The organism is Serratia sp. JSRIV004 (assembly GCF_019968705.1).
In the GTDB taxonomy this organism is placed as follows: domain Bacteria; phylum Pseudomonadota; class Gammaproteobacteria; order Enterobacterales; family Enterobacteriaceae; genus Chania; species Chania fonticola_B.
The window spans coordinates 4,848,212-4,869,470 of record NZ_CP074140.1; the positions used below are offsets into that span (position 1 = coordinate 4,848,212).

19 protein-coding genes are annotated in these 21,259 nt (G+C 55.6%); 1 reads left to right on the forward strand and 18 read right to left on the reverse strand.

From position 1 onward, the window contains the following. Positions 1-65: 65 nt before the first annotated feature. The 11 genes from KGP21_RS23070 to KGP21_RS23120 all read right to left on the reverse strand — a co-directional run bounded on the left by KGP21_RS23070 (position 66) and on the right by KGP21_RS23120 (position 10,030). Positions 66-860, reverse strand: coding sequence for an IclR family transcriptional regulator (locus KGP21_RS23070; protein WP_021806232.1), 795 nt, complete (start codon positions 858-860; stop codon positions 66-68). A gap of 37 nt (positions 861-897) precedes the next feature. Then, complete coding sequence (locus KGP21_RS23075) at positions 898-1,653, reverse strand: SDR family oxidoreductase (protein ID WP_223500305.1); 756 nt, start codon at positions 1,651-1,653, stop codon at positions 898-900. Next, the gene (locus tag KGP21_RS23080; RefSeq protein ID WP_021806234.1) at positions 1,650-2,693 is read right to left on the reverse strand and encodes an aromatic ring-hydroxylating dioxygenase subunit alpha; all 1,044 of its coding nucleotides are present in this window, start codon (positions 2,691-2,693) and stop codon (positions 1,650-1,652) included. Before KGP21_RS23080 ends, KGP21_RS23075 begins: the two co-directional genes overlap by 4 nt. A gap of 20 nt (positions 2,694-2,713) precedes the next feature. Further along, complete coding sequence (locus KGP21_RS23085) at positions 2,714-3,022, reverse strand: recombinase-like helix-turn-helix domain-containing protein (RefSeq protein ID WP_021806235.1); 309 nt, start codon at positions 3,020-3,022, stop codon at positions 2,714-2,716. A gap of 2 nt (positions 3,023-3,024) precedes the next feature. Continuing rightward, on the reverse strand, positions 3,025-3,342 hold the full coding sequence (locus tag KGP21_RS23090) for a non-heme iron oxygenase ferredoxin subunit (RefSeq protein WP_021179759.1): 318 nt from the start codon (positions 3,340-3,342) through the stop codon (positions 3,025-3,027). Positions 3,343-3,588: 246 nt separating this feature from the next. After that, complete coding sequence (gene rluF, locus KGP21_RS23095; protein ID WP_166733296.1) at positions 3,589-4,461, reverse strand: 23S rRNA pseudouridine(2604) synthase RluF; 873 nt, start codon at positions 4,459-4,461, stop codon at positions 3,589-3,591. Between the two features lie 111 nt (positions 4,462-4,572). Beyond that, positions 4,573-5,493, reverse strand: a complete 921-nt coding sequence (gene speB, locus KGP21_RS23100; RefSeq protein WP_021179757.1) for an agmatinase — start codon at positions 5,491-5,493, stop codon at positions 4,573-4,575. Between the two features lie 193 nt (positions 5,494-5,686). Further along, positions 5,687-6,409 (reverse strand): peptide-methionine (S)-S-oxide reductase MsrA, encoded by a 723-nt coding sequence (gene msrA / locus KGP21_RS23105; protein ID WP_223536350.1) that lies wholly within the window; start codon positions 6,407-6,409, stop codon positions 5,687-5,689. Between the two features lie 20 nt (positions 6,410-6,429). Beyond that, entirely contained in the window at positions 6,430-6,930 is a 501-nt protein-coding gene (msrB, locus tag KGP21_RS23110; protein ID WP_223498321.1) for a peptide-methionine (R)-S-oxide reductase MsrB, read from the reverse strand. A gap of 227 nt (positions 6,931-7,157) precedes the next feature. Beyond that, positions 7,158-9,134, reverse strand: coding sequence for a biosynthetic arginine decarboxylase (gene speA, locus KGP21_RS23115; RefSeq protein ID WP_021806238.1), 1,977 nt, complete (start codon positions 9,132-9,134; stop codon positions 7,158-7,160). A gap of 749 nt (positions 9,135-9,883) precedes the next feature. Then, positions 9,884-10,030 (reverse strand): hypothetical protein, encoded by a 147-nt coding sequence (locus tag KGP21_RS23120; protein ID WP_021179752.1) that lies wholly within the window; start codon positions 10,028-10,030, stop codon positions 9,884-9,886. Between KGP21_RS23120 and metK the strand changes: the two genes are divergently transcribed. Next, entirely contained in the window at positions 10,029-11,183 is a 1,155-nt protein-coding gene (gene metK, locus KGP21_RS23125; protein WP_021806239.1) for a methionine adenosyltransferase, read from the forward strand. The genes KGP21_RS23120 and metK overlap by 2 nt on opposite strands. 123 nt (positions 11,184-11,306) lie before the next feature. On the opposite strand, the gene KGP21_RS23130 is transcribed toward metK, so the two are convergent. The 7 genes from KGP21_RS23130 to mrcB form a co-directional block, all read right to left on the reverse strand. Continuing rightward, the gene (locus tag KGP21_RS23130) at positions 11,307-11,459 is read right to left on the reverse strand and encodes a Hok/Gef family protein (protein ID WP_024484362.1); all 153 of its coding nucleotides are present in this window, start codon (positions 11,457-11,459) and stop codon (positions 11,307-11,309) included. Positions 11,460-11,935: 476 nt separating this feature from the next. Continuing rightward, a complete protein-coding gene (locus KGP21_RS23135; protein ID WP_037375722.1) occupies positions 11,936-12,088 on the reverse strand; it encodes a Hok/Gef family protein in 153 nt (50 codons plus the stop codon). Between the two features lie 305 nt (positions 12,089-12,393). Then, a complete protein-coding gene (gene fhuB / locus KGP21_RS23140) occupies positions 12,394-14,382 on the reverse strand; it encodes a Fe(3+)-hydroxamate ABC transporter permease FhuB (RefSeq protein ID WP_223500307.1) in 1,989 nt (662 codons plus the stop codon). Continuing rightward, positions 14,379-15,284 carry a Fe(3+)-hydroxamate ABC transporter substrate-binding protein FhuD gene (fhuD, locus tag KGP21_RS23145; RefSeq protein WP_223500309.1) on the reverse strand — a complete coding sequence of 302 codons (906 nt, stop codon included), beginning with the start codon at positions 15,282-15,284 and terminating at the stop codon, positions 14,379-14,381. Before fhuD ends, fhuB begins: the two co-directional genes overlap by 4 nt. After that, positions 15,284-16,081, reverse strand: a complete 798-nt coding sequence (gene fhuC, locus KGP21_RS23150) for a Fe3+-hydroxamate ABC transporter ATP-binding protein FhuC (RefSeq protein WP_223500310.1) — start codon at positions 16,079-16,081, stop codon at positions 15,284-15,286. Before fhuC ends, fhuD begins: the two co-directional genes overlap by 1 nt. Positions 16,082-16,128: 47 nt before the next feature. Then, positions 16,129-18,330 carry a ferrichrome porin FhuA gene (gene fhuA, locus KGP21_RS23155; protein ID WP_223500312.1) on the reverse strand — a complete coding sequence of 734 codons (2,202 nt, stop codon included), beginning with the start codon at positions 18,328-18,330 and terminating at the stop codon, positions 16,129-16,131. Between the two features lie 256 nt (positions 18,331-18,586). Continuing rightward, positions 18,587-21,088: a bifunctional glycosyl transferase/transpeptidase gene (gene mrcB / locus KGP21_RS23160; protein WP_223500314.1), complete on the reverse strand. Its 2,502-nt coding sequence runs from the start codon at positions 21,086-21,088 to the stop codon at positions 18,587-18,589. Positions 21,089-21,259: the final 171 nt, after the last annotated feature.

Consider the following 21,259-nt stretch of genomic DNA (forward strand, 5'->3'; position numbering starts at 1 on the left):
TATCCCTGCCTGAGTGATTGGTAGTGGGCGAATAGCTTCGCCCAGACAACAAAGCGTTTGGCTAGTTAGCCGACGTTAGCCTGCGGTGGCGCGCCCAACAGGCCGGAAATTTTCACCGCAGCGTCCCGGACTTCCATGCGCAACCGCTCGCGATCGGCCTTTGGGATCTCATCGGACGGCACCATAATGCTGACCACCGCCTCTACCCGCTGCTCGCGGTTAAAGATCGGATAGACGATCGAGGAAATGCCGTGGCGGTAGAAGGATTCGCCAATCACATAGCCACGGGCCTTATCCTGCTGCACCATCTGCCACAGCGCTTCGCGATTGGCCGGTGTCCCTGGAGCCGCATCGGGCAAGGCTTCATGCGGGAACAGGCGTTCAAACTCTTCCCGGCTGGTGCTGGTCAGCAGCATCCGGCCAAGCGAGGTACGGTGCACCGGTAAACGGGTACCCACGCTGACCTGGTTGATCTGCGAGCCAGCCGCGCTGACGCGGGCGATATAGATCACATCATGCCCATCGCGGATCGCCAGATGGCTGCTGCATTGACTGCGATCGCGCAATTGCTCGATCACCGGTTGACCAGCCTGGGCCACATCCAACGAGGCGATATATTCAAAGCCCAGACGCAGCACTTTGATCCCCAACGCAAAGGTGTTGGTGCGCGGATTGCGCTCCAAAAAGCCCAGATGCTCCAGCGTTTGCACCACGCGATAGGCAGTTGCCTTTGGCATATCGACCAGGCGATGTAATTCTGCAAAGGTCATTTCCTTATGCTGCTCGCCGAAGGCCAGCAGCAGTTGTAACCCGCGATCCAGCCCCGGGATCAGATATTTACACGCTTGATCGTCTGCCATGTGCTGCTCCTAAAATGTTTGCCTGTCCGTCAGGCGGTCAGTTAAACACAAAACCACCGTTGACCGGTATCAGTTGGCCGGTGACAAAATCCGCCAGCGGCGACAGCAGATAGAGCACGCTACCGGTCACATCGTCCGGATGCTGTGCGCCTGCCAGTGCCCGGCCCTGCTCGTAAAGCTGATGCCGTTCGGCAGGGACATACTCAGTGGCTTCAACGCGCGTCAGGCCCGGTGCAATGGAGTTGACGCAGATGCCCTGCGGCCCCAGCTCACGTGCCATGGAGCGGGTCATCGAGATGATCGCCCCTTTGCTCGCCACATAGGCCATCAGTTTGGGCGCGCCCCACAAGGCGGTATCCGAGGCAACGTTGACGATTTTGGCATGCGGCGTTTGGGCTAATAATGGCACCGCCGCCTGACTCACCAACCAGGTCCCCCGCACGTTGACCTGCATGACCTTGTCCCACAGCTCAATGTCGTATTCCATCATGGTTTTGCCACCGACACCGGTTGCCATCGCGGCGTTGTTCACCAGCCCGTCGATCGCGCCGCCCTTGGCAATCGCACTGAACGCCGCAGTGATGGATTGCGGTGAAGCCAGATCGATAACCTGAGCTTCAACCTGTGCCCCCTGCTCACGCAGGCTAGCGGCGCTGTCCTGCAACTCCTCCGCCAGGATATCGCACATCACCACGCTGGCCCCGGCCTGAGCCACTGCGGCGGCAAAGCTGCGCCCCAGCCCACGCGCCGCTCCGGTGACTACGATACGCTTTCCTGCCAGCAAGCCGCTCACTGTGCCGCCTCCAGCTCGCTGAGCGTTGCCAGCTGCTTTTGTGCCTCTTTCTGCATCATACGGCGCAGGCGGGAGAGGCCCACGTCATGCTGATACAGGTATTCACGACCGCGCGCGTTCGGTGCCATGTTCTCCAGCACGATGCGATCCTGCTCCAGTACGTCCCAGTGCAGTTCTTCCAGACGGTTGCGGTACATAAAACGCCATGCGTCACGCTGCCAGTCTTTCACTTTGCGGATACGCCAGAAGAATACCCGGCAGTGATCTTTATCTTCCGGCACCACCATGCCGATGATCCAGAAGTGGCCGCCCGGCCCAAAACGCTTTTTGTAAGGGATCGACAGGCGCATCCAATAGGCACCGCTGCTGCCAAATTCGACCCAGTCGAAGTTCACGCCAATCTGGCCGTTCTTTTTAAAGATGAAACCGCTGTCGGTAGGTTCCAGCGCCATATCGGCCTTGCGATCCCCTTCCGCCATCGAATGTGATGAAGAGTGCAGGTAGGTGCCATGCATCGGATCCATCACGTTTTCCAATGCGTATTGATAGTTACAGTCCCAGCTGGCGGTACACAGGAAGTTACTGTAATTGGCCTCATCCGCCAGTTCCTGCGGGAAGCTCAGTTCGGCAGGCTGTTCGTCGGCGGTGACGCCGAAATACAGGAACACCGCACCGTAAGCCTCTTTCGCCGGGTAGGATTTCAGGCATTTTTGCCCTACCAGCGGGCAGCGGTCTACCGCTGGCACATCTTTAACCTCGCCATCGCCACCCACTTCAACGCCGTGATACCAGCAGGCAATACGATCGCCAAGGTTCCAGCCCATCGACAGGCGCGCGCCACGATGCGGGCAACGATCTTCCAGTGCGTGGATCGCCCCTTGTTTATCGCGCCACACCACAATCTGTTGTTCAAGACGGGTGATGCCCACCGGGTTGTTACCCACTTCCCAACTGGCCAATACCGGGTACCACATACCGCGCAGGCCCTGATCCAGATAGTCTTGTACCGTCTGCGCGGAGGATGCTGTGTTTGCTGTCATTGTCCTTCTCCCTGTGCGGCTCAGAAACCGTTGACGTGTAGGAATTCGCGGAACGTGGCTTCATTCCATGGCTGACCACTGCGATCGAACAGGCGACGCTGATTGAGCGCGCTGACGATCTGCTCCAGCTCCTCCGCCCCTTGCTCGAAGATCTCTTCCAGCGCGGCTACCAGCGCGGTTTCAAACCCGTCTGGCACGCGCGCCCGGGTTTGCCAGATCACATTCTGAAACTGGCCGGGTTGATGGATTTGGCCGTTGCCGCCCTCACGCGCCGGGATAACCTGTTGGGTATCCGGCAGCCAAGGGTTGAAATCGGTAATGTGCTGCATGCTTATTCCTCCGCGATAAAGGTGATTTGGATTTGATTGTCGATCACCCGGGTAGGGTAGGTTTGCAGATCACGGCCACCGGGTTCGCGCAGGCATTGGCCGCTACGCACATCGAACACCGCTTCGTGCAGTGGACACTCCACTTTTCCGTCATCGACAAACCCTTGGCTGAGCAAGGCATAGGCATGCGGACAGACGTCTTCCAGCGCGTAATATTGACCGTCGATCAAATAGACGCCGACCTCTTTTCCCTCAATATTGGCGGAGAAAGGAAAATCTTCTTTAACTTGAGACACTTCGCACACGTTCTTCCAGCTCATTGCTTCTGTCCTCTATCTGATTGTTTCATATATGAAACTCAGTTTCTTATTTAATACAGTCACTATAGATATGGCGAATCTTTCGTCAAGCCAGCAAAGGGAAGAATGTTAATGATTGGTTATTTTAAAGTTACAACTGCGGAGTGGATCACGAAAAAATGCACCAGGGGTGAAAACAAAGCAAAACGGCCCCAGTCATCAAGACTGAGGCCGTTTAATCCGTAGTGATTGGCAGAAAACGCCGACTTAGCGCCCTTTCTTCTTGCGCCCTGGCTGAGCAAAACGCTTACGCGCTGGAGCTTGACTGCCCGCTTTATCCGCGGCTTTCTGCCCGCCGCTCACCGGTTTTTTTACCGCCGGCTTGGGCTTGGCCGCTTTCTTGGCGGGTTTGGCCTCTGAGGACGAGTCCTCGATCAACTTAAACAACTCAACCAGTTCGTCGTCCGTCAGATCGCGCCATTCCCCTAACGGCAGCCCAGACAGGCCCACGTTCATGATGCGGGTGCGCTCCAGCTTGGTCACCTCATATCCAAAATGTTCACACATGCGGCGGATTTGGCGGTTAAGCCCCTGCACCAGCACGATACGGAATACAAAGGGGGCTTCTTTCTTCACCTTACATTTCTTGGTCACCGTGCCCAGCATCGGCACTCCGGCACCCAAACCACGGATAAAATCGTCGGTCACCGGTTTGTTAACCGTGACCAGATATTCTTTCTCGTGGTCGTTACCGGCACGCAGGATCTTGTTCACCAGATCGCCATGGTTGGTGAGGAAGATCAGCCCCTGCGAATCTTTATCCAAGCGTCCAATCGGGAAGACACGGGTGCTGTGGTTGACGAAATCGACAATATTGTCTTTCTCACCGTCTTCGGTGGTACTGACGATCCCCACCGGCTTGTTCAGCGCAATAAAAATCAGGTTGTCTTCGTTACGGGGTTCAATCAGCTGCCCGTTAACCTTGACCACGTCGCCAGCGAATACCCGATCGCCGAGCGCCACGCGCTTACCGTTGATAAAAACATTGCCCTGTTCGATGTAACGATCGGCATCGCGACGCGAGCAGATACCGCTCTCGCTAATATATTTGTTGAGGCGTATAGATGGTTTAGTCAGCACGGTTCCTCCGTAAACGCGAAATACACTTTATCTTCACGGCAATATTTTCATGATGGGGTGCGGGAGATTCGGGGCGCAGCATACAGCGCCCCTCCCCATCCAGCAATCTGACTATGCCTGCTTTTTGGACGCCTGTAGATACAACATTTCCAGGCCCAGCGTTGCCGCTGCCAGTGCGGTGATCTCAGACTGGTCGTAAGCCGGAGCCACTTCTACCACATCCATGCCGACAATGTTCAGTGACTGCATACCACGCACCAGTTTCAGGGCGCGATCGGAGGTCAGGCCGCCGATCACCGGGGTGCCGGTGCCAGGTGCGAAAGCCGGATCCAGGCAGTCGATATCGAAGGTGAGATAAACCGGCATATCGCCAACGATCTGTTTGATCTGCGCCAGCAGATCGTCCACGCCACGATCGTTAACCTGCGCAGCATCCAGTACCGTGAAGCCGTTGTCACGGTCGAACTCGGTACGGATACCGATTTGCACGGAATGGTTGGGATCGATCAGGCCTTCGTTCGGCGCATGGAAGAACATGGTGCCGTGGTCAAACTTGCTGCCGTTGGCATAGGTGTCGGTATGGGCATCGAAATGCACCAACGCCATTTTGCCAAAATGCTTGGCATGCGCGCGCAGCAGCGGCAGCGTAACGAAGTGGTCACCACCGAAAGAGAGCATGCGTTTGCCGGCTGCCAGCAGTTTTTCTGCGTGCGCCTGCAGTTTGTCGCTCATATCCTGGGCATCACCAAAGTTGAATACCACGTCACCACAATCGACCACGTTCAGACGATCGCGCAGATCAAAGTTCCAAGGCCAGCGCGCCCCTTCCCATGCCAGATTGGTAGAAACCTGGCGGATCGCCGCAGGGCCATGACGCCCACCGGCGCGGCCGGAGGTAGCCATATCAAAAGGAACACCGGTGATCACCCACTCTGCATCGCTATCGTAAGGCATAAAGTTCAGCGGAAAGCGCAGGAAACCAAAGGCGTTGGACACTAAGGAATTATCGGGCTGATGGCCTAAGGTACTCATATTTACCCTCATTTTTCAACGGTTCGCCCGTAGCCGGACGCTTGGGCGGTAGCAAAAAAAAATCCCTCCCGCGTCGTTAGCCCGACGAGAAAGGGATTTATTCGATGTCTGTTTCAATGGGTAGATTATCGCCGCAATTGGTTCACTCTTCAAGGTACTCGTCATTACCAAGTATAGAAGAGACAACCTGTCATCAGTTAACCAATAGCGGCTCTGTGCGATATTGCACCGGGAACAACTGCTGTAATTGTTTTACCTTCGGCAAATCATTCACCACGATATAGGGCTGATCCGGGTTAAGGGTGAGATAGTTTTGGTGGTAAGCCTCGGCAGGATAAAAATGACCATTGTCCTCAATGCGGGTCACCAGCGGTTTGGCAAAGCGTTTACTGGCATCCAGCTGTGCAATATAAGCCTTGGCAACCTGCTGTTGTGACGCCGTCAGTGGGAAAACGGCTGAGCGATATTGCGTGCCACTGTCCGGCCCTTGGCGATCGAGCTCGGTTGGGTTATGTGCTACCGAAAAATAGATTTGCAGCAGTTGGCCATAGGTAATCTGCTGTGGATCAAAGGTGACCTGCACCGACTCTGCATGGCCGGTATCCCCTCCACTGACGGCCTCATAATTAGCCGTTTGTGCCGCACCTCCGGTATAACCGGATATGGCATTGGTCACGCCTTTAACATGTTGGAACACCCCTTGTACGCCCCAGAAACAACCACCGGCAAAGATCGCGGTTTCCGAGCGCGATGTCGTCGGCGCTTCGTCTATTACCGGCGCAGGGATCGCTACCGCCGCCTCGGCATCACCAAGTGGCCAAGCCACGCTCTGCAAACAGAATCCGGCGGCAACCACTATCGCGCCCCATATGCCGTATTTACCCAGCGATGGTAGCGTTTTGTCTACGTTTCTCATGTTATTCCTCACTATTCTGGTTAGGCAGAGCTTGGCGTGAACCGCATGGCGATGCCATTCATGCAGTAGCGCAAACCGGTGGGTTGCGGGCCATCATCAAATACGTGCCCCAAATGCCCACCACAGCGACTGCAATGCACCTCTTCGCGGACCATGCCCAGCGTTCGATCCTTACGCGTCGCCACCGCCTGTTCGAGGGGTTGCCAGAAACTGGGCCAGCCGGTGTGGCTGTCAAACTTGGTGTGGGAAGAAAACAGCGCCTGCTGGCAACCCGCACAGGCAAACTGCCCCTCGCGATGCTCATCGTTAAGCGAGCTGCTGTAAGGGGGCTCTGTGCCTTCCTCGCGCAAAACCGCATATTGGCTGGCAGAGAGCCGTTGCCGCCATTGCTCTGCGGTATAGTTGACGGCAAACGTCTCCGCCATCGCCGAACGAGAAAAAAGGGCAGGCAGCACGCCCACGGCATAGGCCACAGAGAGTGCCCCGCCGCCCAGAATAAAATACCGTCTGTTGATCATCATCGTTACCTCTGGTGCTATTCACCGACAATGACAAACTACAGAGAAAGTCGTGACCAAATCCTCACGGAGAGTTCACAAATTTGTGATAACTGGGAACGCTGCATTAATACGTTGAAAGTTTAAATGGAATTTCTAATTTGGCGGGGTAAGGGCTAAGAGGGAAAAATGAAGGAGCGCAGCCTCTGCCGCGCCCCTGGATAGGAAGTATGTCAGCCTATCGGCATAACTTACTCATCTTCGAGATAAGTATAGCCATACAGACCAGCCTCGAACTCTTCGACAAATTGCGCCTGCAACTCCGCGTCAAGATCGGTTTCTTTCACCTGATCGCGGAATTTAGCCAGCAGCGCGATCGGATCGAGCTGCACGTATTCCAGCATGTCGGCTACGCTATCGCCTTCATCAGACAGCTCGGTTTCTACGCTGCCATCAGGGAACACAAACACATCCACCGACGCCGTATCGCCAAACAGGTTGTGCATATTGCCCAGGATTTCCTGATAGGCACCAACCATAAAGAACCCCAGCAGAGGCGGGTTTTCCGGATCGTACGGCGGCATCGGCATGGTAGTGGCTACGCCGTCACCATCAATATAGTGATCGATGGTGCCATCGGAGTCACAGGTGATATCCAGCAATACCGCACGGCCTTCCGGCGGCTTGTCCAAGCCTTCCAACGGCAAGACCGGGAACAGTTGGTCGATACCCCAGGCATCCGGCATCGACTGGAACAGTGAGAAGTTGACGTAGAACTTGTCCGCCATCCGCTCCTGCAATTCATCAATGATTGGCCGGTGCGCGCGATTGCTCGGATCGAGCTGCTGCTGGATCTTGTTGCAGATATTCAGATACAGCTGCTCGGCATAGGCACGCTTGGTCAGATCCAACATACCATGGGCATACTGGGTATGCACATCGTGCAGATCCATCTGGCTATCGTGCAACCATTCACGCAGCGAACGACGGTTTTCCGGCTCGTTCATTTCCTGCCAGGTTTCCCACATGCTTTCCAGAGCGCGCGGCGCATCTTCGACCGGAGGAACCGGCTCACAGAATTCGTTGCGCTCAACGCCAATAACGTTGGAAACCAGCACCGTATGGTGGGCAGTTACGGCACGGCCAGACTCAGTGATCACCGTTGGATGCGGCAGGCCATGCTCATTACAGGCATCACCGATCCCCCAAATCACGTTGTTGGCATATTCATTCAGGCCATAGTTGACCGAACAGTCGGACTGCGAACGGGTGCCTTCATAATCCACACCCAGGCCGCCACCTACGTCGAAACATTGAATGTTTACGCCCAGCTTATGCAGCTCGACATAGAAACGCGCAGACTCACGTACGCCAGTGGCGATATCGCGAATATTGGCCAACTGAGAACCCAGGTGGAAATGCAGCAATTGCAGGCTATCCAGGCGGCCCGCTTCACGCAGGGTCTCCACCAGCTTCAATACCTGAATGGCGGCCAGACCGAACTTGGATTTCTCACCACCGCTCGACTGCCATTTACCTGCCCCTTGTGAGGCCAGGCGGGCACGCACGCCCAGGCGTGGTACGACATTCAGGCGCTCAGCTTCTTCCAGCACCATCTGGATTTCCGACATCTTCTCGATCACCAGGTACACTTTGTGCCCCAGCTTTTCACCGATCAGCGCCAGACGAACATATTCACGGTCTTTGTAGCCGTTACAGACGATCACCGAGCGGGTCATACCGGCATGGGCCAGTACCGCCATCAGTTCCGCTTTGGAACCCGCTTCCAGCCCCAGTGGTTCACCGGAGTTGACCAGTGATTCAATCACGCGGCGGTGCTGGTTAACCTTGATCGGGTAAACCAGGAAGTAACCACCTTCATAGCCGAAGGATTCACGCGCACGTTTGAACGCGGCGTTAATGGAACGCAGGCGATGCTGCAAGATCTGCGGGAAGCAGAACAAGGCGGGCAGGCGCTGGCCATCTTTTTGGCGCTCTTTCACCAACTCGGCGAGATCGACGCGCGCATGCGGGACGTCTGGGTCCGGGCACACGCTGATGTGGCCCAGCTCATTGACGTCAAAGTAATTGTTGCCCCAGTAGGCGACGTTATAAGTGCGCAGCATCTTGCTGGCATTACGATCATTCATGGCAACCTCCTGCATGGAGCGTAAAGATAAATTATCACCCGCTACTGACGGGCGTTGGATCGGCATATCTTCAGACATTACTCGCCTCACCTTGCATACTGACGATATAGTCAGCCACTATCGCAGCTACAACCCGCGAGAACAACCCGGAAACACCCCATTTTAGCAGTGAATTCACCTGCCGTTCGTGGTCAGCGATCGGTTTATACCCAATAGATTTATTGTAAGACACCCTGTTCAAACCTCGTGAATCGGGTAAAGAATCATCCCACAGGAGAGCTGTAGGCTACCCTTGTTCAGTGCTTCAGACAGCCGTTAACCGGCCCGAGAACCCTGAGTAGCGCCCAGATGTGTGTAACATCGGGTAGATGGTGTAGAGACAAGACGGGAAATAGCACAAGAATGCGCGCCAGAACGGCACTGCTGTTGAGAACCAACAACCAGTAGACAACGGATCATTAATCCAACCACCTCCACGCATGCCGCTCGCGATGAACGACAAAGCCTCTATATAGTATAAGAACGTGAACGTTCAATGAAGCGGCGGCCCCATCATTGGGTACCTACGGTAGATCATGGCGCGGCGTTGCCGGGTTTACAGAAAGTTTCAATTTTCTGCAACACGCTGTGCACCAAATGAACCGCGCGCGCAGTTTATACCGGACCCCCGGGCAAAATGCAAAATGAAAATTCGCCAGAAACTGTTTCAAGCGATGAAAATGGCGGCAAGCGGTTTGCCCAAAAGAGCGTTAGGGCAAAAAATTGCTGGCAATCCGGCTAAAGGCTGACCTAAAATAGACGTCCAGATGTTAATCCATCTATACTGATTAACCGATAAACTGCTTAACGGCTTTGCCTGAGGGGCGTTGCAGGATGCATCTCGCCATCAGCGGAAGACCCTTCGCTTTGATGCCCGGATCTCCAGCGCTGTGCAGTAATTTCCAACCCGTCTTTTGCAAGGTAAAGAACACCATGGCTAAACACCTCTTCACGTCCGAATCTGTTTCCGAAGGACATCCGGATAAAATTGCCGATCAAATCTCGGATGCCGTTCTTGATGCCATCCTGGAACAGGATCCAAAAGCCCGCGTAGCCTGCGAAACCTACGTGAAAACCGGCATGGTGCTGGTTGGCGGCGAGATCACCACCAGCGCCTGGGTCGATATCGAAGAGATCACCCGTAAAACCGTGCGTGAAATTGGCTATGTCCATTCCGATATGGGCTTTGATGCCAACTCCTGTGCCGTACTGAGCGCCATCGGTAAACAATCACCAGATATCAACCAGGGTGTTGACCGCAGCGATCCGCTGGAGCAAGGGGCTGGCGATCAGGGCCTGATGTTCGGTTATGCCTCGAATGAAACCGACGTGTTGATGCCTGCGCCAATCACTTACGCCCACCGTCTGGTTCAACGCCAGGCCGAAGTGCGTAAAAATGGTACCCTGCCTTGGCTGCGCCCAGACGCCAAAAGCCAGGTCACGTTCCAGTATGACGATGGCAAAATCGTCGGCATCGATGCCGTGGTGCTGTCCACCCAGCATTCCGATGATATCGCGCTGAAAGATCTGCAAGAAGCGGTGATGGAAGAGATCATCAAGCCGGTACTGCCAGCCGAGTGGCTGACCGCAGGCACCAAATACCACATCAACCCAACCGGTCGTTTTGTTATCGGTGGCCCAATGGGTGACTGCGGTCTGACCGGTCGTAAAATCATCGTTGATACCTACGGCGGCATGGCCCGTCACGGTGGCGGCGCATTCTCCGGCAAGGATCCTTCCAAGGTTGACCGTTCTGCGGCCTATGCTGCACGCTACGTGGCAAAAAACATCGTGGCCGCGGGTCTGGCAGATCGCTGTGAGATCCAGGTGTCCTACGCTATCGGCGTGGCAGAACCAACCTCCATCATGGTGGAAACCTTCGGCACCGAGAAGATCTCGACCGAGCAACTGACCCTGCTGGTGCGTGAGTTCTTCGATCTGCGCCCATATGGCCTGATCCAAATGATGGACCTGCTGCAACCGATTTACCGTGAAACCGCAGCTTACGGCCACTTTGGCCGCGAACACTTCCCATGGGAAGCGACCGATAAGGCAGCCCAGCTGCGTGAAGCGGCTGGTTTGAAGTAAGCCTGAGCGTTAGACGTAACAACGGCGAGCCTGAGGCTCGCCGTTTTCGTTTGTAGATGGGTGCTCGTAGATCTGTACGCTTACAACCAACGGGCGGGAGCTCGCCCCCGCCGTTGGGTTGCCTTACCGTTCGGATTCGTAGGCCAAAATGGCCGCAACCTCCGTGTTGCCCGATCGAATGCGCAGCTCACAAAGCTTGCTGCGCGTTATCCATACCAACAAGATTACGGTGGTACAGATAACGACCAGTTTTACGATATCTCCTCTGTTTGGCATTATGCCTCCTTATCCTTGCCTCACGGCGAGTAAGAAGCTAACCTAACGTTGTTGGGCGTTAGAGTTGGCCTCGGGTTGATATTATCGACCTGGGGCTTTTCTCTTTGTACCTTTCGCTCAGGCTCCAGATACAAAGATCCAGAGCACCCACCCGCAGTATATTCATCTCACCAGCCTGACTGGCGGCCGTTTTCCCCCTAACTTTCAACTTTGCGCAGTGCCACGCAATGCATTGTAACGGCCTGAAAAAAAGCGCTAAATGACAGTGGCAATATTGCTGAATGTGTAAGAGGGCAGGCATGAACTTACCTGAACGGTCACAATGCCGCGCCTCTTGTAGAGAGAAGGATGAAGTGTGTCAGCAGTCTGAAACGACGAACCGTAAGTCCGTCGCTTGAGTTTGTATGAGATGGGTGCTCGTAGATCTGTACGCTTACAACCAACGGGCGGGAGCTCGCCCCCGCCGTTGGGTTGCTTTACCGTTCGGATCCGTAGGCCAAAATGGCCGCAACCTCCGTGTTGCCCGATCGAATACGCAGCTCACAAAGCTTGCTGCGCGTTATCCATACCAACAAGATTACCGTGGTACAGATAACGACCAGTTTTACGATATCTCCTCTGTTTGGCATCATGCCTCCTTATCCTTGCCTCGCGGCGAGTAAGAAGCTAACCTAACGTTGTCGAGCGTTAGAGTTGGCCTCGGGTTGATATTATCGACCTGGGGCTTTTCTCTTTGTACCTTTCGCTCAGGCTCCAGATACAAAGATCCAGAGCACCCACCCGCAGTATATTCATCTCACCAGCCCGACTGGCGGCCGTTTTACCCCTAACTTTCAACTTTGCGCAGTGCCACGCAATGCATTGTAACGGCCTGAAAAAACCAAGGGCCCAGCAATGCTGAGCCCTTGGTGGCAAAGGTGGTAACCGAGATAATCTACGAAGTTTGCTTACGCAGCAGATAGACAAAGTACGGTGCGCCAATAAAGGTCGCCAGCAGCCCAGCAGGGATTTGGTAAGGGAACATCACCATCCGGCCACACCAGTCCGCAAACACCATCAGCAGGCCGCCTAGCAGCACAGCAATCACCATCTGGGGCAGCGCCCGGCGGAATCCCAACATACGGGCCATATGCGGTGCCATCAGGCCAATAAAACTCAGCGGCCCGACGGTTAGCGTCGCCATCGCCGTCAGCGTTGCCGCCAGCAGCAAAATGCTCATCCTGGTCGGCGTCAGAGCAATCCCTACGGAACGTGCTGTAGCGCCGCCCAACGGCAGAATTGTCAGCCAACGTCTGCACAGTGGGGCCAACACTATCAACACGCCAGCAATCGCCGCCGTACGTATTGCCTGCGGAGCATCCACCGAGTAGGTAGAACCGGAAAGCCACACCAACAGCCCCCCCATACGGGGATCGCCACTGGCCAACAGCAGGAAAATGGTCGTGCTAAAGGCGGTGCTGAGGGCGATCCCCGCCAACAGCATGCGTTCGGTAGAGAATCCGCCGCGCCCAGCCGCAATCATGATGATCAACAGCGTAGCCGCCGCCCCCAGACTCCCGGCGGGTAACAGCCACATAAAAGCATCACCAGGGACGATAAACAGCATCATCACCACGCCGAAAGCCGCGCCGGAACTGATCCCCAGCACTTCCGGGCTGGACATCGGGTTACCGGTCAGTTTCTGGATCAGCGTTCCGGCTACCGCCAGCATCATCCCGGCCGCCAGGGCAGAAACCACTCGTGGCCAGCGCCAAGGCATCAGCGCCTGTAATTCACCGCCTACGCTCCAGTGCCAGCCGTGGGGGTTTTGCCCAAACATCAGCGCCACCGCAATCCCGGCCAATAGTAAAACGCTCCCCAGCAGGATCCATATCGGCAAGTTGCCACGTTCGACAGGCACTTTGTCGCCTAAGTCCATCGGCGGAGGGGTTGCGCTGCTGCGTAAGCGTGGTAACAACCAAAGCAGCAACGGCGCACCAATCAGTGCCGTCGCCGCACCGGTCGGGATTTCACGCCATACCAACGTCAGCCAGATCATCACCTGATCGGTCAACCACAGCAGCAATGCCCCCAATAGTGGAGCCAACATCATGCGGTGGACCAAACGGCGAGCTCCCAGCATCTTGGCCATCAACGGGGCAAATAGGCCGATAAAACCGATCACGCCGACCGCATTGACCAACATGGCGCTGAACACAATCGCCACCGCCAACGCGGCAAAGCGCGACATTGCCAGGCCCAGGCCCAGATTACGTGCCACACCGTCGTCCAGCCCTAACAGCGTTAATGGGCGGATCAATAACGCGGCCAGTACGGCAACCAGCAGCAAGCGCGGCAGGATAAACTGCACCGTCCCCCAATCCTGCTGATTTAGCGCTCCGGTGCTCCACAGGAACAGGCCTTGCAACCGATCGTAATTGAACAACGCCAGCAAGCTATTGACTGCCCCGCAGTACAGGCCAAGTACCAGACCGGCCAGAATCAACGTCACGGGCGACATCCGTTTGCCCCAGGCAACGCCGAACACCAGCCCGCCGACCGCAATGGCTCCGACCATCGCCGCCAGCTGTTGGGTCAATTCGCCCCCAGGCAGCATCCACAGCGTGGCAATCGTCAAGCCTAACTGAGCTCCGGCAGCCACGCCGAGCGTGGCAGGTTCCGCCAAAGGATTGCGTAATACCTGCTGAAACAGTACGCCGACCAATCCCAGTCCGGCCCCCACCAGCAACGACACTGACAGGCGTGGCAACAGGCTGTAGTGGAACAACATCTGGTCGACATTGTCGATATCTGGCTGTACCAACGCCTGCGACCACTGGCTCCACGTCAGTTGATGCAACAGGTTGAAGAGCGTCAGGCTACCCGCCGCGGCCAGCAATAACAGGATCAGCGCTATCGGCAAGATACGCAGGCGTGTACTCATGAGCGAGTCTCCTGCGCCTGCTCCAGCAAGCGGCAAAAACGCATGGCCGACAGCGTGGCGCCGTAGAACCACACCGCAGGCACCTGCCGCAGTTGGCCCTGGCGGATAAACGGTAAGGCCTGCCACAACGGCGTCTTGCTGACCTTATCCATCATGGCTTGATTATCGTGATCGAGATAAATCGCTCGCGCATTTTTTATTGCCGCCAGACGTTCGATCCCCACCACCGAGGTCCCCCAGAAGTTGGTTTCCCCCTGCCAGGCATTCTCGATGCCTAGCTGATCCATCACTTCCTGAAACAGGCTCTTCTGGCCGATCACCAATACGTGCCGAGGATCGAGCAAAGAAAACAGCAGCAGCGGCTGTTGCCGATACCCCGCCAGGCGGTTACGCGCCTCCCGCATAAACGCATCAAACTGTTGCAGATGCTGGGTAGCCCGCGTTTCCAGACCTATCCGCTGTGCCAATTGCAGCAACGAGTTTTTGCCCACGGTGAGCGGTCTACCGCTGCCGTCGTTAAAGCCAAACTCCATCGTCGGGCCGATAGGCTGCAGTTTTTGTGGCGTAGGGCCATAGCCTTTGGAAAGCAGGATCAGAGAAGGTTTGAGCTGTTGCAACAGCTCCAGATTAGGTTCGGTACGTTGACCGACGTCGATCACCGAGTCCGGCAACCGAGGATCTTGTACCCACAGGTTGTAGTTGTGGATATCGGCCACCGCCTGCGGCATCACGCCCAGTGCGATCAGTAGCTCGACCGGTAGCCACTCCAATGCCGCGATACGGGTGATATCGGGTAAACCTGTCGCACGCGACGGTAAAGAAAACAACAGAGGCGATAACGCCATCGCCGTTAATAAACGCCGGCGCAGCGGGTCATGATGAAAATCGGCAGAGATAGACATTAATAAACGAAGCTCACTGGTGCACCGCCACTTGGATGCGGCAATATGCCCATCGGGATGCCGTAGATCTGTTCCAGCACCGGCCCTTGCATCAGTTCGAGCGATGACCCTTGGGCAATCATTTCGCCGCCGCGTAACGCCACCAGATGGTCGCAATAACGAGCCGCCATGTTGATGTCATGCAGCACTGCAATCACCGTCAAGCCGCGCTCGTGGCTCAGGCGTTGGATCAACGCCAGCACTTCAACCTGATGGGCAATATCCAACGCCGAGGTCGGTTCATCCAGCAATAGACAACGGCTATCCTGCGCGACCATCATCGCCAGCCAGGCCCGTTGACGTTCACCGCCGGAGAGGCTGTCTACCAGGCGGTTGGCAAAGGATTTGAGCCCCACCAGCCCGATCGCCTCTTCTACCAGCTCGCGATCGCCGACCTTGAAACGGCCTAACGCGCCGTGCCACGGGTAGCGCCCGATGGCGACCAGTTCGCGCACCGTCATCCCTTCCGCTGCTGGCAATTGCTGCGGCAGGTAGGCCACTTGACGAGCAAAAGCTTTGCTGTCCCATTGGCCCAGCGGTTGCCCGTTAAGCAGCACCTGGCCGGAGGTAGGATTTTGGTGACGACCGAGGATTTTCAGCAACGTGGATTTGCCGGAGCCATTATGCCCAATCAATCCACACACTTTGCCTTGAGGAAAGGCCAATGATAGCGGCTGTAACAACACCCGCCCTGGCACGGCAAAGCTAACACGGTCGAGCTGGAACGTAGCATCGCGATTAAGGTGTTTATCCTGCATAGGCCCTGCTTGGCAGGGAGCGACCAAAGGCCGCTCCCGTTAGCCGATTAGAAACTGAAGGTTGCCGTGGCGACCACTTGACGTTCTGCCCCCCAGAAACAGCCATAGGTGGCGAAACAGCTAGAGACATACTCTTTATCAAACAGGTTGTTAACGTTAAGCGCTACGGAAGAACCTGGCAGGTTGAAGCGCGCCAAATCATACTTGATCACGGTATTCCACACGGTGTAGTCCGGCACTTTGAAGGTGTTGGCTTCGTCACCATAGGTTGAGCCGGTATAACGCACACCCGCGCCCAGCGTCAAACCACTCAATGCGGTTTCATGGAAGGTATAATCTCCCCACAGCGAGGCCATATGCTTAGGAATGATCGCTGGCGTATTGCCCTGGTTGGTGGTGTCTTCGGTGTATTCAGCATCGGTATAGGTATAGGACGCCAGCAGGTTGACGTTAGCCGTCAGCGCCGCTTTGCCTTCCAACTCTACGCCGCGAGAGCGGATCTCCCCGGTTTGCTGTTGGAACCAACCTTTATCGGCATGCTCAACATCCGTGACCAGGTTATTTGACTTGGTCAGTTGGTAGATGGCAATGGTGGCAGAGACGGGGCGATCTTTTGGCATGTACTTCACGCCAGCTTCATACTGTTCGCCTTTGGAAGGCACGAAGGCTTTGCCGTCATAACCTGCGCCTACGTTCGGCTCGAAGGATTGTGCATAGCTGACATACGGCGAGATGCCGTTGTCGAACAGATAGTTCAGGCCAATACGATTGGTTGACTGGTGGTCTTTCTGCTCGCTATAAGGCACCGTTGCCGTTTCGGTGCGATCTTCGACGGTGCTCTTAGCCCAGTCGTAACGCGTACCGGCCGTCAGGATCCATTGGTTCCACTCGGCCTGTTCCTGCAGGTAAATCCCCGTCTGCCGTTGGCCATTGACCTTACTGGTTGGATTTAACGCACCCTTGGTATAATTCCCAAACTGCGGGTTGGCCAGATCCAGTGGACTGGCCACTCCCCAACCGCCCTGAATATCATTGCTCATACGCATAAAGTCTACGCCAGCCAGCAGCGTATGATCCACGCGGCCAGTGGCAAACCTGGCCTGGCCCTGAGTATCGACGCTGAAGTTATTCAGGCGTTCATCCGAAGCGATATAGTTACGGTTCAGAGTGGTGTTATCGGCGTTTACACCGGTGCCATAGATATTGTTCTGGTTGGTGTGCAGCTGCATATAGCGCAGGTTCTGGCGTACGGTCCAGGTGTCATCGAAATCATGAGAGAAGCTGTAACCAAACATCCGCGTCTGGCGCGAATAGAAGTTACTCTTTTCACCTTCGTTGAAGCTGGTTGGCAGTTTGCCATAAGGCGCGTTGACCACCGTTCCCTGCATCGGCAACCAGCCGTAGTAGCCAAGGTTAGGATCGTTTTGCAGGTAAGAATACAGCGTCAGGTTGGTATGCTCATCAGGCTGCCAACTGAATGAAGGCGCAATGGTATAGCGTTTTTCCTTGGCCATCTCCTGCTGAGCATCTGCGTCTTTGGCCAACCCGGTCAGGCGGAAGGAATACTTGCCGTCATCATCCAACGCATTGCTGAAATCAAAGCCAGTCTGGAACAGGTTATCTGTCCCCATTTTAAATTGGATTTCTTTCAGCGGTTCCGTGGTTGGGCGCTTGCTGATCAGCGAAATAATCCCACCAGGGCTGCTTTTACCGTAAAGCACGGAAGAAGGCCCGCGCAGCACTTCGGCCCGCTCCAGGAAATAAGGATCGATTACGGCTTCGTTAAAATAGTCGCCTTGCAGCTTCAAACCGTCCAGATAGATATTCTGGTTGACCGAGCCAAAACCACGAATATAAACCGCATCATAGACGTTGGAACTACCACGGCTGCCTACCATTACACCTGGGGTGAAGCCTAACGCTTCTTTCACCGAGGAAGGCTGCATAACGTCCATTTGTTCACGCGTAACCACAGACACCGATTGAGGGGTCTTCACCAGCGGCGTATCCGTTTTGGTGCCGGTCGCGCTGCGTTTCGCCACGATGGTGCCAACTGGGCCCCAGGCGTTTTCCTGTGAAGCACCACCGTTGCCGCCCCCTACCACCGTAATAGTATCGGCATCCGCAACAGCCGTCGTCTGAGCAGCAACTGCAGGCAAGCTTAGCGTAGCCGCGATCGTGGCAGCCAAAATGCTTACGGGGAACAAGCCTGATTTGGCCGGTAATGAGGAATGACGCTGGGTCGGCATGTCTGGTTTCTCTGATGTGGTTTGATAACGAATGTGAACGATAATAATTATTATAAGCGCGGCATTTTATGCAGAAGGCTAATGGAACTGCAAGCGTATTTCGGCCGTAAAAAGGCTATGGGATTGGCATGGTAACCGTATTAACAGCGTGGAAATAAAACCAACAACAGAGAAAGGAAAGCCCGTAACAGAACGCTACGGGCTTGATAACACAGTAAAATCAAATGGTAAAAATGCTTAACATAACGGCTGGGGTTTATTTGCCAAACATATCTTTTATCCAGCCAGCAACGCCGTCGGCATCTTTCTGTTCGCCGGCTTGCTGTTGTTGAGTTTGTTGCTGCTCGGCCTGGCTTGCCTGGCATAGCCCCTGTGGGTTTTCAGTCCAAACCGGGATGGTGCGCCAACTGCTGCCACCACAGATAAAGTTACCGGCCGAATCAATACCCATCTGGCTAATGCCTTCCGGCTGTTGCAGCTTCAGCACCAGCGGCGTCTGGTTTTCCAGATAGCGGCGATACAGCGTCAAGGCACCGTTGGCACCGGTCAGCTTGGCCGGGCCGTTATTGTCACGCCCTACCCAGGCAATCGCCACTTCCTTACCGTCGATACCGGCAAACCAACTGTCACGCAGATCGTTAGTGGTACCGGTTTTAGCGGCCAGGTTGTAATTAGGGAACTTGACCGACAGCGAACGGGAAGTCCCGCGTGCCACACCCTGCTGCATCGCATACAGCGTCAGGTAAGCCGCCTGCGCTGGCACCATACGTTCCGCCTGCGGGAAGCTCTGATACAACGCTGTACCGTCTTCCGCAATCACCGAACGCACGGCAGACAGCGGCGCACGGTTACCCCCGCTGGCAATGGTCTGGTATTCCTGTGCCACTTCCATCGGCGTCAGGCCGATGGCCCCCAGCAACATGGAAGGCATCGGAGTGATCGCCGATTTAGGAATACCCAACTTTTGCAGGGTAGCGCTAATTTGATCCAACCCCACCGACATGCCCAGATTGACCGTTGGCACGTTGAGCGAGTTGGCCAACGCATCCACCAGCATCACCCGACCGCGGAACTGGCGATCGTAGTTATTCGGCTGCCACGAGCTGCCGTTCGGCAGTTTGATCGACAACGGCTGATCCGCCAGCCAGGTATTGAGCCGATACTTATCCGGTTCCGACAGCGCGGTCAGATAGGTTGGCGGCTTGGCCAGTGACCCTACCAGACGGCGCGCCTGCAGCGCACGGTTGAAGCCGGCAAACTGAGGATCGGCCCCCCCCACCATGGCACGAACCTCTCCGGTAAAGCGATCGACAATCACCATCGCCGCTTCCAGATCGTTCAGATGACGCGCCGCACGCAGCGCCGGGATACCGTCTTCCACTGCTTTCTCGGCCGCATCCTGTGAAACCGGATCCAGCGTAGTGAAGATCTTCACGCCGGAAAGATCGTTAACCTTGTCACCCAGCTTGGCCTGCAACTCCTGACGCACCAGCTGCATAAACGCAGGCTGCGGTGAGATCACCCCACCTTTCGGCTGTACGCCCAGCGGACGAGCGCTCAGCATGTTATACAGCTCAGCGTCGATCACTCCCTGGTTCTGTAACAGCTTGAGCACCAGGTTACGGCGCTCCAGCGCCAACTTTGGGTTACGCCAAGGGTTATACAGCGAGGCCCCTTTTACCATGCCCACCAGTAGCGCCTGTTGATCCAGACTCAGTTCATCGACCGGGCGACCAAAGTAGTACAGGCTGGCCAACGGGAAGCCGCGGATCTGATCGCTACCGCTCTGGCCGAGATACACCTCGTTCAGATACAGCTCCAGAATACGGTCTTTGCTATAACGGTAATCCATCAGCAAGGCCATGTAGGCTTCGTTAAGCTTACGCCACAGCGAACGCTCGTTGGTCAGGAACAGGTTTTTTACCAGTTGCTGAGTCAAGGTACTGCCGCCCTGCACCGCACGCCCGGCGGTCAGGTTGGCCACCACCGCACGGCCAATGGAGTAGAAGCTGATACCATCATGCTCGTAAAAATGACGATCTTCGGTAGCGATTAGCGTGTCGACCAGCAAGTCTGGGAAACCAGAACGCGGAACAAACAGGCGTTGCTCGCCATTCGGCGATTGCAGCATGGTGATCAGGCGCGGATCGAGGCGGAAGAAGCCAAAGTTACGCTGATTCTCCATGTTGACGATTTTCGCCAGACTATTGTTTTGGAAATCGAGGCGGGCGTGGATCTGGCCTTCTTTGCCATCCGGGAAGTCAAACGGGCGGCGCAGCATCTCGATGCTGTTGGCCTGCACGGTAAACTCCCCTGGCCGGGTCATACGGCTGACCTGGCGATATTGCATCCCTTCCAGCAGGGCGACCATTTCCTTTTTGCTATACGGCATGCCCGGCTCAAGGTTAACCATGCGGCCATACACCGCCGCCGGTAACTGCCAGACTTTGCCATCGATGCGGCTACGGATCTGGGAATCCAGATAAACCCCGTAGATCGCCAGCAGCACCGCAATCACCAGGAACAGTTTTATCAGCAGGCCGAGCCAACGGCGCTTTTTACGCGGCGACTTCGCTTTTACCTTGGGCGGCATGCGTTGTTCCTCTTCGTCGTCATCGTACTCATCATCGTCATACTCATCCTGATACTCGTCTTCTTCATAATCGTCGTCACGTTGACGACGCGCCGCTTTACGCGGCTGATTACGTTTTGGTTGTTTGCCTTTGCGCCCGATGGGCTCGCGGTCATCCCCAGCCATTGCGGTTCTTCTCCACGCTTGCTGCAATTTATACCCTATGGATTTCAAGCTGCGGCTAGGCGACAAACCATCTCATCCCCAGGAGCTTACTTTTGGGTAAGTGACTGGGGTGAGATAGTGCAGGTAACAACGCTGCAGCTTGAAAGACGACGGGTCCGTTATTTTGTCGCT